The sequence below is a fragment of the Methyloceanibacter methanicus genome (assembly GCF_001723285.1).
Taxonomy (GTDB): Bacteria; Pseudomonadota; Alphaproteobacteria; order Rhizobiales; family Methyloligellaceae; genus Methyloceanibacter; species Methyloceanibacter methanicus.
Window position 1 is genome coordinate 356,078 of record NZ_LPWG01000013.1, and the last position, 13,308, is coordinate 369,385.

The window sequence follows — 13,308 nt, forward strand, 5'->3', positions numbered from 1 at the left end:
CTACCCCTCCAACACGGCCTTGATCTTCTCGGCGGTGGCTTTGAGCTCCTCCGGGTCGGCCATCTTGGCCGCCTCGGGCCGCATGGGCACACCCGCCTTGCGCGGCACGATGTGGACGTGGAGGTGGAACACGGTCTGGCCGGCGGCCGCACCGTTGAACTGCTGGATCAGGACGCGTCGCGCCGACGCCTCCTTGATCTTCGGCGCGAGCGTCTGCACCACCGCCATGACCTTGGCGAGCGCGCCCGGTGAGATGGCGAACAGGTCGCGGGCCGGCTCCTTGGTGATGACGAGGGCATGGCCGTCCGTGCGCGGCATGATGTCGAGAAACGCGAACGTGTCCTCGTCCTCGTAGATCTTGTGGCAAGGGATCTCGCCCTTGAGAATCTTGGCGAAGATGTTCTCCGGATCGTAGGTCGCACCGTTGTCTGCCATGGGGCTGTCCCTCCTCTCGTCGTTTCTGAGCCGCGGACGTTTTCCGATTCATTTCGGGTCCCTAACGCCGCGAGGTCAACCCGTTCGTCAACGGGCAGGGCTATGCGGAACTTTCCCGCACGCCATTCATTGGTCTTGTTCAGGCGGGCGGAGAGCTGCCCAGGCTCGGCGGCCAGGCCCCGTGACGCCGCTTAAGATATTGTGATAGAATATCTTTCTCGAAACTCCACCCCATAAGGAGGTTTCCATGACAATGCTCAAGGTCATCGAAGTTCTGGCCGAGTCCAATAAGAGCTGGGAGGACGCCGCGCAAAGCGCCGTGAAGACGGCTCAGGAAAGCGTGCGCAACGTGCGCTCGATCTACATCAAGAACCTCGAGGCGTCGGTCGAGAACGGCAAGATCAGCAAGTACCGCATCAACGGGAAGATCTCGTTCGTCCTGGATTAGGCGCGCTTCGCCTCATCCCACTTACGCGTCCCGCTTATAGGGCGACTCCGCGGCGAGAAGGGCGTTCTCGTCGGCGACGGCCCGCCGCTCGCGTGCGAGGTAGTCGGCGACGGCGCCCCGGAGGCGCGGGTCCGCGATGTAGTGGGCGCTGTACGTCTCGGCCGGGAGATAGCCGCGCGCCAGCTTGTGGCCGCCCTGGGCTCCGGCCTCGACGCGCGCCAGCCCATGTGCGATGGCGTAGTCGATGGCTTGGTAGTAGCAGACTTCGAAATGTAGGAAGTCGTGGGTCTCGAGCGCGCCCCAGTAGCGTCCGTAGAGCGTGTCCGCGCCGATCACATTCAGCGCGCCCGCGATATAGGTGCCGCCGCGCTTGGCCATGACCAGGAGCATCCGGTCGGCCATGGTCTCACCCAAGAGGCTGAACGCCTCGCGGGTGAGATAGGGGCGCCCCCATTTGCGCGCGCCGGTGTCCTGATAGAAGGCGAAGAAGGCGTCCCAATGAGCCTCGGTGAGGTCGCTGCCCGAGACCCAGTCGATGGCGACGCCGTCGCTCAGGGCGCTGCGCCGCTCGCGCTTGATGGCTTTGCGCTTGCGCGAGGCGAGGGCGCCGAGGAAGTCGTCGAAGCTGTCGTAGCCGTCATTGCGCCAATGGAACTGCTGGTCGGTGCGCTGCAGATAGCCGAGCTCGCCCGCGAGCCGCCACTCGTCCCGCGGCATGAAGGTGATGTGCAGCGAAGAGACGCCAAGCCTGTCGGTGAGGGTCCGTCCCGCCTCAAGGAGGAGCGCCTGCCGTTCGATGCGGGCGCCCCCGCCGCGCACCAGCAGGCGCGGTCCCGGGACGGGCGAGAAGGGCACGGCGGCCTGCAGCTTCGGATAGTAATCGCCGCCCGCACGCAGATAGGCCTCCGCCCAGCCGTGATCGAACACGTACTCACCTTGGCTATGGCCCTTCAGATAGCAGGGCATGCAGGCGAGCAACCGGCGCTGATCGTCCTCGAACAGGAGATGCTGCGGCAGCCAGCCGGTCTCCCGCGTGGCCGAGCCGCTCTCTTCCATCGCCCTCAGAAAGGCATGAGAGACGAAGGGGTTGGGCGGTTTGGCTGAAGCGTTGTCGCCGCGCGCGCAGGCGTCCCATTGGTCCTCGGGGACATCGGCGATGCGGCCGGCGACGCGCACGACTGCTTCGTGCGCCTCGTCGTGCGCCTCTTGGTCTGGATGCTTCGCTGGTCTGTCGACGCTGCCCATGATGGTTGGTCTGTGATCCGGCCCTAATGATGCGATCCCGCCCCGGGGCCCATGCCCTGCGGCCACTAGAGCGCGATCTCCTCGAAGATCGGCGCGTCGGCGTAACGCAAGGCCCGTTCCAGATCCGCCTGCGTTCGAACGGTCCACGCCAGAAGCGGGAGGCCTGCCACGAACTTGGCGATCAGCGGTGCGACGGCCGGCAGCGCCCGCACATCGTACGCGACAAAATGGGGTCTCGCGAAGACGGATGTGAGGAGATGCCGCATGGCGAAACGCTGCACCATCGAAAGGTGCGTCTTCGAGACGCCATCGGCGAAACGGCAAGAGACGAGGCCACGGGGCAGGTCCGGGGCATGATGCCGGAACGCCGCGACCGCATGGGGATCGAACGACATCACCGCCACCGCGCCGTCATAGCCGGCCAGCAGGTTGGCGATGTTCGCCTCGAACGTGCCGGTGCGGCTGCCGTTGCTCTTGACCTCCAGAAGGAGCGGCACCGCGTTGCCGACAAGATCGAGCAGGTCGGGCAGCGACAGGATCCGGTCGCCGCCGTCCTTCAAGGGGATGGTGCGGAGCGTGCCGACGTCACGGGCGGCCACGGGGCCGCTCTCGTTGGTGAGGCGGTCGAGCGTCATATCGTGAAAGACGACCGGCATGTCGCCGCCGGCCCGCTGCAGATCGACTTCGACGGCGATCCCCTTGCGCATGGCCGCCTTCACCGCGGACACGCTGTTCTCGACGATCCCGCGCCCGGCATCGTGAAGACCGCGATGGGCGATCGGCCGCTTCAGCCAGTAGAGTTCGCCCATATGCGCCCTCGCTCGCGCGTAGCCTTGTCGCGACTAGTCTATGGCGAACACCGCATCGATCTCGACCGCGGCGTTCAGGGGGAGCTCGAGCAGCCGACGGCGATCCGCGTATGACGGCCCTTATCGCCGAGAATTTCAACCAGGAGGTCCGATGCGCCGTTGATCACTTTGGGATGGTCGGCGAAGTCGGGGGTGGCGCTCACAAAGCCGTTCAAACGCAAGAGCTGGGTGATCCGGTCGAGGTCGCCGAGGGCCGTCTTGGCTTGCGCCAGGATGTTCAGGGCGCAGAGCTTGGCCGCGTCTTGACCGGCCTCCAAGGCCACGTCGCGCCCAAGGTGTCCCGTGACTGCGATTGCACCGTCCTTCATAGGCAACTGCCCGGAAATCAGGAGCTGGCCGTTCATATGGACGAAGGGAACATAGGTCGCGATGGCCGGCTTCGGTTCGGGCAGAACCAGGTCCAGGGCTTTGATGCGCGCCTCGATCGTTCCTGCCATGATTCCTCCAATACTCGACGTTACCGTTACAGTTGAGCAAATCGCCTTATCCCGCAAGGCTGTCACGCCAAATTCGCGCCGGAACCGGCCGGGACGAGGCGCGTCCGGCCTCTTGCCGGACCGAAGCGATAGTGACAAGAATTACGCCCTGTACAGGGCAGTTTGGTTGCCGCCCACCACGCAGCTTGAGAATGCCGAAGAAATGATACGCGCCAAAGGCCGTTTGCTGCCAATCCTTGTTTTTCTCGCCACGTGGGGCATGTCCCATGAGGCCAGTGCGATCGCCGCCAGCAATCTGGCGCCCCACCGGGCGATCTACGAAATGTCCCTGGGCGAAGCCCGCTCGGGCTCGAGCATCAGCGCGATCGACGGGCGCATGGTGTTCGAATTCACCGGATCCTCCTGCGACGGCTATTCGCTCAACATGCGCATGGTCACGCAGATGACCGATTCCCAAGGGGAATCCAATCTCTCCGATTTGCGATCCTCGACCTGGGAGCAGGGCAACGGCAAGAAGTTCCGGTTTCAGTCGGCGCAGTATCTGAACGACAAGCTCGGGGAGGTGACCATGGGCCGGGCCGTCCGCGGCACGCCGGACGACAGCGTGACGGTGCGGCTGAGCCAGCCGGTGCGCGACGAACTCGATCTGGCGGAGCCGGTCCTTTTCCCGACGCAACACAGCCTTGCTCTGATCGAGCGTGCCGTCACCGGCAAGACCGTGTTCCAGGCGAAGGTCTATGACGGCTCGGAAAAGGGCCAAAAAGTCTACGACACGACCGCTTTCATCGGTAAAAGAGTGAGGCCGGGCAGCGACCGCGACCGGCTCGAGAAGGTGGCGCAGGAGAAGAAGCTCGGCGAGCTACCGTCGTGGCCGATTTCGATCGGCTATTTCGACCTGACCGATGGAGATCTCACCCCGAGCTATCAAATCGATTTCCGGCTTTATGAGAACGGCGTTAGCCGCGATTTGCTCATCGACTATGGCGAGTTCACGGTCCAGGGCAGGCTGACATCTCTGGAGTATTTGAAGGAAAAGCAGTGTAAATAGTCAGAGCACGGATCATCGCCTTCACGGCCGCTTCGAACGCGGATTTGACCCCGTCCGGCGGGCTGCCGAAGTCCCAAATTGGGTCAGAGATTTCTGCGAAATTCCGCTCCGCTTCAGAGTTTAGTTACGGGTTGAAGGCGATAGTGCCCGAAACCATAAGGGGCGATGACACCATGTTTTGGAGGACAAGATCAATTTCCGTGGAGGCGCGCGCACCGGACTTCAGCGCCCTACAGGCGCCATTGGCGTCGTCCATTCGGCCGCCGGTGACGCCAAAGCCTATGGCGTATGGTAGCCAGATCGCGGATCGTGACGGACCAGAATCGCCAGGACCGACGCCGATGACGAAGACAGTGCTGATTGTCGAGGACAACGAGCTCAATATGAAGCTGTTCCACGACCTGCTCGACGCGCATGGCTATCGGACGCTTCAAACCCGCAACGGCGTCGAAGCGCTGGAGCTGGCGCGCGAGCACCGTCCAGACCTCATTCTCATGGACATTCAGCTGCCGGAAGTGTCGGGTCTCGAAGTCACGAAGTGGTTGAAAGAGGACGATCAGCTGAGAGACATTCCCGTCGTTGCCGTGACGGCGTTCGCCATGAAAGGCGACGAAGAGCGGATCCGGGAAGGGGGCTGCGAGGCCTATATCTCCAAGCCGATTTCCGTGATGATGTTTCTGGACACCGTCAAGCAATTCATTGGTGAGGCGCGTTAGAGGCCATGACGGCGCGGGTTCTCATCGTCGACGATATGCTGGCCAATTTGAAGCTGCTCGAAGCGCGGCTCGTGGCCGAGTATTTCGAGGTCCGGACGGCAAGCAACGGCGCCGAGGCCCTGGAGCTTTGCGACCGCGACCTGCCGGATGTGATTCTGCTCGACGTCATGATGCCCGGCATGGACGGGTTCGAAGTCTGCCGGCGGCTCAAGGCGGATCTTCGGACGCAGCATATTCCGGTCGTGATGGTCACGGCGCTCGATCATCCAAACGACTTGCTCAAGGGCCTCGAGGCCGGCGCCGACGATTTTCTGACAAAGCCCGTCAACGATCTGGCGTTGATCACCCGGGTCAAGAATCTGGCGCGGCTCAAGCTTCTCACCGACGAAATGCTCATGAGGGCCTCCACGGAGGAGCAGATGGGCTTTGCCGCGGCGATGGGCGGAGAGGTTGTCGAAGCGGGCCGAAGCGGCCGGATCCTCTTGGTCGAAGACCGGGAAGGCGCCGCCGCGCGTATGGTCGATGCTTTGAAGGCGGACAACGACGTCGTGCATCTGACGGATCCGGCCGAGGCGCTGCTTGGCGCGCCGGATGGGAACTACGACCTTCTGATCGTGAGTCTGAACCTGCAGAACGCGGACGGGCTGCGCCTGTGCTCGCAGTTGCGCTCGCTCGACCGGACGCGGCATCTGCCGATCATGATCGTGGTGGAGCCCGGCGAGGAAGACCGGCTGCATCGCGGGCTCGACATGGGCGTCAACGATTACATCGTGCGTCCCGTCAGCACGAGCGAACTTCTTGCGCGGGTGCGCACTCAGGTGAAGCGGAAACGCTACACGGACTTCCTGCGCTCGCGGCTGGAGCAGACCGTGGAGATGGCGGTGCTCGACCCGCTCACGGCCCTGCATAACCGGCGCTATCTGAGCAATCACCTGGACACGCTCTTCCAAGAGTCCGCCGATCGCGGCCGTGCGCTCTCGGTCCTGCTGATCGACGTGGATCACTTCAAGGCGATCAACGATACGCACGGCCATGACGCTGGCGACGACGTCTTGCGGGAACTGGCCTTACGGCTTCGGCGCAATATCCGGGGCATCGACCTTGCCTGCCGGCTCGGCGGCGAGGAGTTCGTGGTGGTCATGCCGGACACGAGTCTCGACAGCGCCTATTTGGTCGGTGAGCGCCTCCGGCAATGTATCGCCGCGGCACCCTTTATCGTGGGAGCCCACGACCGGCCGATCAGTGTCACGGCCAGCATGGGGGTGGCCGCACTCGAATACGAAACCGATACGCCCGACCTCATCATGAAGCGGGCGGACCAGGCCCTCTATTGCGCCAAGCGCGACGGTCGCAACCGGGTCGTCGCCGACGCCGCCTGAGCCATTCAACTTCCGCGGCGCTTTGCCCGCGATCGGCACCGAATCACTTGGGTGAGGCTCCAAATGGCCGCTCGGGGCGCCGAGAGCCGATTTCGCCCTAAATTCCGACTTGATACCCCAGCTTAGGGTCAATGCTTAACGCTTTACACTACCAGGGAATTTATCGTATTAATCAATTGGCAACGATTGATTTGGTTCCCGTTGCCGCCGTTTATATGCTTTGAGTTAGTTCCAAATGCGCCGTGTGGAAGGCGACATGGGAACACAGACGCAAGGCGTTCGCCTTCGTGGCTGTTATCTCGTCCTTCCACCAGTGAACAACCCTGCGGAATGCTCAGGTCCGCCGCATCTCCTGCGTCCGTGGGGTTTGGCCGGTCGGGGCGCGGTAGAGTGGCCTCCTCGTTAGCGCCGCGTGTCGACCGGCCACCACCTTTGGCGGACTGCCTTATGGGCGGATCGAACACTCCAACACTTCGCTGGATTTGACACCGGGCGCTTCTGTCATGGCGCGGCGTCACGCGATTGCGCGTTCGAATTCGCCAAGCGCTTTTCGGTGCATCGGATGCGCGTGCGCGACCGGTCCCAATCGCTTGCAGGGCGCTGATCGCCCCGACAGATTATTTGATCTTGGTTTCCTTGAACTCGACATGCTTGCGCACGACGGGATCGTATTTCTTGAAGACCATCTTTTCGGTCTGATTGCGCGGGTTCTTCTTGGTCACGTAGAAGTAACCGGTGCCGGCGGTGCTCAAGAGCTTGATCTTTTGGGTGACGGGCTTCGCCATTATCGTCCTCGGATGAAACTGTCGGGATGTTGCGCGGGACCTTCTGGTCCGCGTCAAGTTGCGCGAAACCTAATGTTTCGCGGGCGGAAGTCAAGCTGAGCCGTACCCTAGGCCGATGGCGGTGCCAGCCGGTCTCCGATCTCTTCCTTGTAGTCGGGGTCGAACCCGTGCATCAGAAGCGCCCATTGCAGCGAGACCAGCATGCCCTTGATGGGGGCGAGGACCGCCAGCGCGACCAGGATCGTCATGGGTAGCCAGATGGCGGCGTGAAGCCATAGGGGCGGGCGGAAGGCCATTTCAACCGCAAGCACGAGGCTGACGATCACGTGGCCGACAATGACGATCGTGAAATAGGCCGGGGCATCGTCGGCGCGATGATGATGCAAGGCCTCGCCGCATTCCGGGCAATGGTCGGCGACTTTCAGATAGCGCGAAAACAGTGAACCAACGCCGCAGGCCGGGCATTTCATCAGCGCGCCTCGCAGAAGCGATTGCTGCAAGGGGCGTTCGCCCGTCGACTGGCCTGCATGGTCTGACATGTCCTGCGTTCCTCTCACTTTGCCCGGGCAAATTGCCCAACACTATCGGCGTTTCATGTTACCGGCGCTCCAAGTTACCGGTATCACAAGTCACCGGCGCTTCTTGGACCGTCCGCCTCGGGGCGGGCCGCCGCTTCGCGAACCGCCTCGACCGCCCCGCTTGCTCCGATCGGGGCCAGGCGACCGCCGCCGGCTCCCAGACGTAGCGATCTTGCGTCCCTCGCTCAACATGTCAAATCGTAGCGCACCGGCGGTCGGGATGGCTTCGACCAGGCGGACCTCGACAGGATCGCCGAGCTGGTAGGCCAGCCCCGTGTCTTCGCCGACCAGGGCCTGGCGCACCTCGTCATGGTAGAAATATTCATGGCCAATGGCCGAGGCGGGCACAAACCCATCGGCGCCGGTTTCGGCCAGGCGTACGAACAGGCCGGAGCGCACAAGTCCCGAGACCTTCGCCGGGAACGAGGCCCCGATACGGTCTGCGAGATAGGCGGCGATGAGCCGGTCCACCGTATCGCGTTCGGCCGCCATCGCGCGCCGCTCCGTATCGGAAATGGCGGCGGAGACCTCCTCCAGCTCGTCGATCTCCTTGTCGGTCAGCCCGCCTTCGCCGAGGCCGAAAGCGCGGATCAGGGCGCGATGCACGACCAGGTCGGCGTAGCGCCGGATCGGGGAGGTGAAATGGGCGTAGCGGCGGAGGTTCAAGCCGAAATGGCCGAGATTGCGCGGGTTGTACTCGGCTTGGCTTTGGCTCCGCAGAACCACCTCGGCCACGAGCTCGGCGTGGGCGATTTGCGTGTCTCGGCAAGGATGCGGTTGAACTGCGCGGGCTTGAGCGTGCCGGCCTTCGCGAGCTTCATGTCGATCGTCGCCAGGAACTCGCCGAGCGCACGAGCTTCTCCTTCGAAGGCGCGTCATGGATGCGGTAGACCAGCGGCGACCGTTTGGTTTCGAGCGCTTCGGCGGCGGCCACGTTCGCTTGGATCATGAACTCCTCGATCAGCCGGTGGGCGTCGAGGCGCGGCGGCGTCGCGATGGCCCGGACCCGGCCTTCGTCATCGAGCAGGATCTTGCGTTCGGGCAGGTCGAGTTCCAGCGGTCCGCGTGCCTTCCGGGCTTTGTCGAGGCTCCCATAGGCGCCCCAGAGCGGGCGCAGCACCGTGTCGAGCAGCGGCCCCGTCGCTTCGTCGGTGCGGCCGTCGATGGCCGCTTGGGCCTGTTCGTAGGACAGGCTCGCCGCCGACCGCATCAGGGCGCGGAAGAAGCGATGGCTCTTCTTGTGGCCGTTCTTGTCGAAGATCATGCGCACGGCGAGGCAGGGGCGGGGGACACCCTCTTTCAGGGAGCACAGCTCGTTCGAGATGCGCTCCGGCAGCATGGGGACGACGCGGTCGGGGAAGTACACCGAGTTGCCGCGCTTGCGCGCTTCCCTGTCGAGGGCGCTCCCCGGCGTGACGTAGTGCGCCACGTCGGCAATGGCGACGACGACGGTCCAGCCGCCCTCGTTGCCCGGGTCGGTGTCCGGTTCGGCGAACACCGCATCGTCATGGTCGCGGGCGTCCACGGGGTCGATGGTGATGAGCGGGGTGTTGCGGAGATCGCGCGCGCGCCAAGTTCGACCTCCTTGGCGGCGTCGGCTTCGGCGCTGACGTCCGACGGAAACACGTCCGGGATGCCGTGGGCATGGAGAGCGATCAGGCTGATGGCCTGCTGGGCCTCCGGGTTCCCGAGACGCGCGACAACGCGGGCCGTGGGAACGCCGTATCGCGCCGAGCGGGCAATTTCGAAGCGCACCAGTTCCCCGTTTTCGGCATCGTCGGTGGAGCCCTGCGGCACCGTCCATTCCTTCAGCTGCTTCTTGTCGATGGGATCGATGACGCCGCGCCCGCCCGACAGGGACCGGAAGATGCCGAGCAGGCTGCGCGCGGTGGTGCGCGGCAGCTTCTTGATGGTCCGGGCATGATAGGGGTAGTCGGCATCCGCACTCTGGGTGGTGATCCGGGCGAGGACGCGATCGCCGACGCCAGGGGTTGCTGCGAGATTGCCCCGGCCTTCGACCATCAGGATCTTGGGCGCAGGGCCGGATTCGTCGTCCCAGGTGGCGGGACGCGCGATGAACTCGCCGTCCTCGTCGCGGGTGTAGATCTCCAGCACGGTGACCGAGGGCAGGAGGCCGGGGCGCGCGAGTTTGCGCCGCGAGCCGGCCAACTGGCCATCCTCGGTCATCTCGCGCAGGAGCGATTTCAGAGCGATCCGGTCCGCGCCTTTGATTCCGAACGCCCGGGCGATCTCACGTTTTCCGGCCTTGGCCGACGTGGTCTCCAGGAATTCGAGGATCTCTTTCTTGGAAGGCAGGCCCGTCTTCGCGGCGGCCTTTTTTCCCGATGCCGGCTTGTTTCCCGGTGTCGGCTTGCCGCCCGCGGGGGCCCTCTTCTTCCCAGGCGATTTCGTTTTCGCAGGGGTCTTGGCTTTGGCCTTCGTCTTGGCCGTGGTCTTGGGTCTTCCGGCGGAAGTGGTCTTCTTGGGCGGGGCAGTCTTCTTGGATGTGGCCACGTTCGCCGCTTAGCTGGCCGCCTCGTCGGCGGCCTCCTTGGACGGGGCGCTCTTGCGCGTGGGCTTCTTCGCGGTGCCCTTCTTCGCAGCCGTCTTCTTGGCCGCCTTCTTTTTGGCGGGGGCCTTCTTCGCGGCCTTCTTCTTGGCGGGGCCCTTGGCCGCGCGTGCCGCTATCAAGGCCACGGCGTCGTCCAGGGTGATGTCCTCAGGGGCACGGTCGCCCGGGATGGTGGCGTTGACCTTCTCGTGTTTGACGTAGGGCCCGTAGCGCCCGTTCAATACCTGGACCTTGCCGCCGGCTTCGGGGTGTTCGCCAAGCTCCTTGATGACGCTGGCGCCGCGCTGGGCGCCTTTCGCGGCTTTTTCGGCCAGGAGCGTGATGGCGCGGTTCGCGCCCACCTCGAAGACCTCTTCCGGCGTCGACAGGCTCGCATATTTGCCGTCGCACTGGACGTAAGGACCGAACCGGCCATACCCGGCCGTGATCGGCTTTCCCGACTCGGGGTGAATGCCGACCTCGCGGGGGAGCGACAGCAGCGAAAGCGCGCGTTCCAGATCGATCGCGTCCGGATCGGTTCCTTTGGGAATGGAGGCGCGTTTGGGTTTCTCGCTGCCTTCGGCTTCGCCTAGCTGAATGTACGGCCCGAACCGGCCCGTGCGGATGCTGACTTCGAAACCGGTCTCCGGATCGAGGCCGAGCACCTTGCCGTCGGCAAAGGCGGCCTTTCTCGCCCGTCTCGCGAGCTGCCGCGTGTACCGGCAATCCGGATAGTTGGAGCAGCCGACAAAGGCGCCGAACTTGCCCACCTTGAGGCTGAGCTGACCGTCCTTGCAGGACGGGCAGGCGCGCGGGTTGCCGTCGCCGGTGTCCGGGAAGATGTGCGGCCCCAGCAGGTCGTTCAGCGCGTCGAGCACCTGCGCGATGCGCAAATCGCCGATGTCGTTCACCGCACCAATGAAGTCGCGCCAGAACTCGCGCAGCACGTCCTTCCACTCGAGCGTGCCGGCGGAAATCAGATCGAGCTTCTCTTCCAGGTCGGCGGTGAAGTCGTACTCCACGTAACGCTGGAAGAAGCTCTCGAGGAACGCGGTGACAAGCCGGCCCTTGTCTTCGGGGAAGAGGCGCTTCTTGTCGATGCGCACATATTCGCGCTCGCGCAGCACGTTCAGCGTGGCCGCATAGGTGGACGGGCGGCCGATGCCGAGCTCTTCCATCTTCTTGATGAGGGTCGCTTCGGAGTAGCGGGGCGGCGGCTCGGTGAAATGCTGCTTGGCTTCCACAGCACGCGGATCGAGGCTCTCGCCTTGGGAGAGCGCCGGCAGCGAACCGTCCTCGCCGACCGCGTCGTCGACCCCTTCCTCGTAGATCTTGAGGAATCCGTCGAAGCGGATGACCGAGCCGGTGGCGCGGACCCCGTAGGGCTTTCCGTCCGACCCGGCCACATCGATATCAACCGTCGTGCGTTCGATCTCCGCGCTTGCCGCCTGGCTTGCAAGCGTGCGCTGCCAGATGAGCTTGTAGAGCTTTAGGGCGTCCGGCTGGAGGTAACGGCTGACCTCGTCGGGCGCCTTGCTGAAGTCGGTGGGCCGGATGGCCTCATGGGCTTCCTGCGCGTTCTTGGCCTTGGTCGAATATTGGCGCGGGGAAGACGGCACGTAGCGCGATCCGTAAAGGCCGCTCACCAGCGCGCGGACTTGCGAGACGGCTTCGGGCACGATCTGCACGCCGTCGGTTCTCATATAGGTGATGAGGCCTTCGGTCATGCCACCCAAGTCCACGCCTTCGTAGAGCCGTTGGGCGACCTGCATGGTCTGGCGCGGGCTGAAGCCGAGCTTGCGCGAGGCCTCTTGCTGGAGCGTGGACGTGGTGAACGGGGCGGCGGGGTTTCGCTTCTGAGACTTGCTCTCGATGTTCCCGACCGTGTAGCGCCCGCCCTCGAGCGCGGCCTTCAGGGCGCTGGCCGTCTCCTCGTCGGGGACGTCGAACTTGCCGAGTTTCTGCCCGTCCGCCGAGACGAGGCGCGCGGCGAGCGTCTCGTTCTTGGCCGTCGCGAGGCTCGCGGTGATCGACCAGTATTCCTGGGCGACGAATTTCTCGATCTCCAGCTCCCGCTCGCACACAAGCCGCAGCGCCACGGACTGAACCCGGCCGGCGGACCGGGCGCCGGGAAGCTTGCGCCACAGGACGGGGGAGAGCGTGAAGCCCACGAGATAGTCGAGGGCGCGGCGGGCGAGATAGGCGTTGACCAGCGGCTCGTCGATCGCGCGGGGGTTCTGCATCGCATCGCGGATCGCATCCTTGGTCACCGCATTGAAGACGACGCGCTCGACGGGGATCTTGCCGAGCAGCTTCTTCCGCTCCAACACCTGCAGCACGTGCCAGGAGATGGCCTCGCCTTCGCGGTCGGGGTCGGTCGCGAGAATGAGCTTATCGGCGCCCTTGACCGCCTGGGCGATCTCGTTGAGCCGTTTCGCCGACTTTGGATCGACGTCCCAGTGCATCTCGAAGTCGTTGTCTGGCAGCACGGAGCCGTTCTTCGACGGCAGATCGCGCACGTGGCCATAGGAAGCCAGCACCCGGTAATCGGACCCGAGATACTTGTTGATGGTTTTGGCCTTGGCCGGCGATTCGACGATGACGATGTTCATTGGGATGTTCCTAGCCGCGCGAGTGGCGCGCAGCCAAGGGGGAATTTCGGATTCGGCCCCCAGACTCGAGGGCGAAAATGGTGTCTCGATCAGCCGCTGTCAAATTCGGGCCGAGATCGATTGACAAGCAACAAGTGTATATAATACTAGTCCGCAACCGGAGAGAGAAGGAAGAGACTCTGTGGGACGCGGGGCCGCGGCCGCC

General features: G+C 64.1%; 10 protein-coding genes and 2 pseudogenes. 4 read left to right on the forward strand and 8 right to left on the reverse strand.

Features of this window, described 5'->3' with window-relative positions; all coding sequences use genetic code 11:
* On the reverse strand, positions 1-435 hold the full coding sequence (locus tag AUC68_RS13590; RefSeq protein WP_069438135.1) for an HIT family protein: 435 nt from the start codon (positions 433-435) through the stop codon (positions 1-3).
* Positions 436-682: 247 nt separating this feature from the next.
* On the opposite strand from AUC68_RS13590, the gene AUC68_RS13595 reads away from it, so the two are divergent.
* The gene (locus tag AUC68_RS13595; protein ID WP_069438136.1) at positions 683-883 is read left to right on the forward strand and encodes a dodecin family protein; all 201 of its coding nucleotides are present in this window, start codon (positions 683-685) and stop codon (positions 881-883) included.
* A gap of 21 nt (positions 884-904) precedes the next feature.
* Here the strand turns inward: AUC68_RS13595 and AUC68_RS13600 are convergent, their stop codons facing one another.
* From AUC68_RS13600 to AUC68_RS13610, 3 genes and pseudogenes are all read right to left on the reverse strand, one after another.
* A complete protein-coding gene (locus AUC68_RS13600) occupies positions 905-2,128 on the reverse strand; it encodes a GNAT family N-acetyltransferase (RefSeq protein WP_069438137.1) in 1,224 nt (407 codons plus the stop codon).
* A 65-nt stretch (positions 2,129-2,193) separates the two neighbouring features.
* Positions 2,194-2,937, reverse strand: a complete 744-nt coding sequence (locus AUC68_RS13605; protein ID WP_069438138.1) for a glycerophosphodiester phosphodiesterase family protein — start codon at positions 2,935-2,937, stop codon at positions 2,194-2,196.
* Positions 2,938-2,970: 33 nt separating this feature from the next.
* Positions 2,971-3,434, reverse strand: a pseudogene (locus AUC68_RS13610) (RidA family protein).
* 202 nt (positions 3,435-3,636) lie between these two features.
* Here AUC68_RS13610 and AUC68_RS13615 point away from each other — a divergent pair.
* The 3 genes from AUC68_RS13615 (at position 3,637) to AUC68_RS13625 (ending at position 6,577) form a co-directional block, all read left to right on the forward strand.
* Positions 3,637-4,482 (forward strand): cell envelope integrity EipB family protein, encoded by an 846-nt coding sequence (locus AUC68_RS13615; RefSeq protein ID WP_069438139.1) that lies wholly within the window; start codon positions 3,637-3,639, stop codon positions 4,480-4,482.
* Between the two features lie 341 nt (positions 4,483-4,823).
* Complete coding sequence (locus AUC68_RS13620) at positions 4,824-5,198, forward strand: response regulator (RefSeq protein WP_069438140.1); 375 nt, start codon at positions 4,824-4,826, stop codon at positions 5,196-5,198.
* 5 nt (positions 5,199-5,203) lie between these two features.
* Entirely contained in the window at positions 5,204-6,577 is a 1,374-nt protein-coding gene (locus AUC68_RS13625; protein WP_069438141.1) for a PleD family two-component system response regulator, read from the forward strand.
* Positions 6,578-7,194: 617 nt separating this feature from the next.
* On the opposite strand, the gene rpmG is transcribed toward AUC68_RS13625, so the two are convergent.
* The 4 genes and pseudogenes from rpmG to topA all read right to left on the reverse strand — a co-directional run bounded on the left by rpmG (position 7,195) and on the right by topA (position 13,103).
* Complete coding sequence (gene rpmG, locus AUC68_RS13630; protein ID WP_069438142.1) at positions 7,195-7,362, reverse strand: 50S ribosomal protein L33; 168 nt, start codon at positions 7,360-7,362, stop codon at positions 7,195-7,197.
* Between the two features lie 107 nt (positions 7,363-7,469).
* The gene (locus AUC68_RS13635; protein WP_069438143.1) at positions 7,470-7,901 is read right to left on the reverse strand and encodes a DUF983 domain-containing protein; all 432 of its coding nucleotides are present in this window, start codon (positions 7,899-7,901) and stop codon (positions 7,470-7,472) included.
* 90 nt (positions 7,902-7,991) lie between these two features.
* Positions 7,992-9,962, reverse strand: a pseudogene (gene rnr, locus AUC68_RS18205) (ribonuclease R).
* 501 nt (positions 9,963-10,463) lie between these two features.
* The gene (gene topA / locus AUC68_RS13645) at positions 10,464-13,103 is read right to left on the reverse strand and encodes a type I DNA topoisomerase (protein ID WP_069438144.1); all 2,640 of its coding nucleotides are present in this window, start codon (positions 13,101-13,103) and stop codon (positions 10,464-10,466) included.
* Positions 13,104-13,308 lie beyond the last annotated feature (205 nt).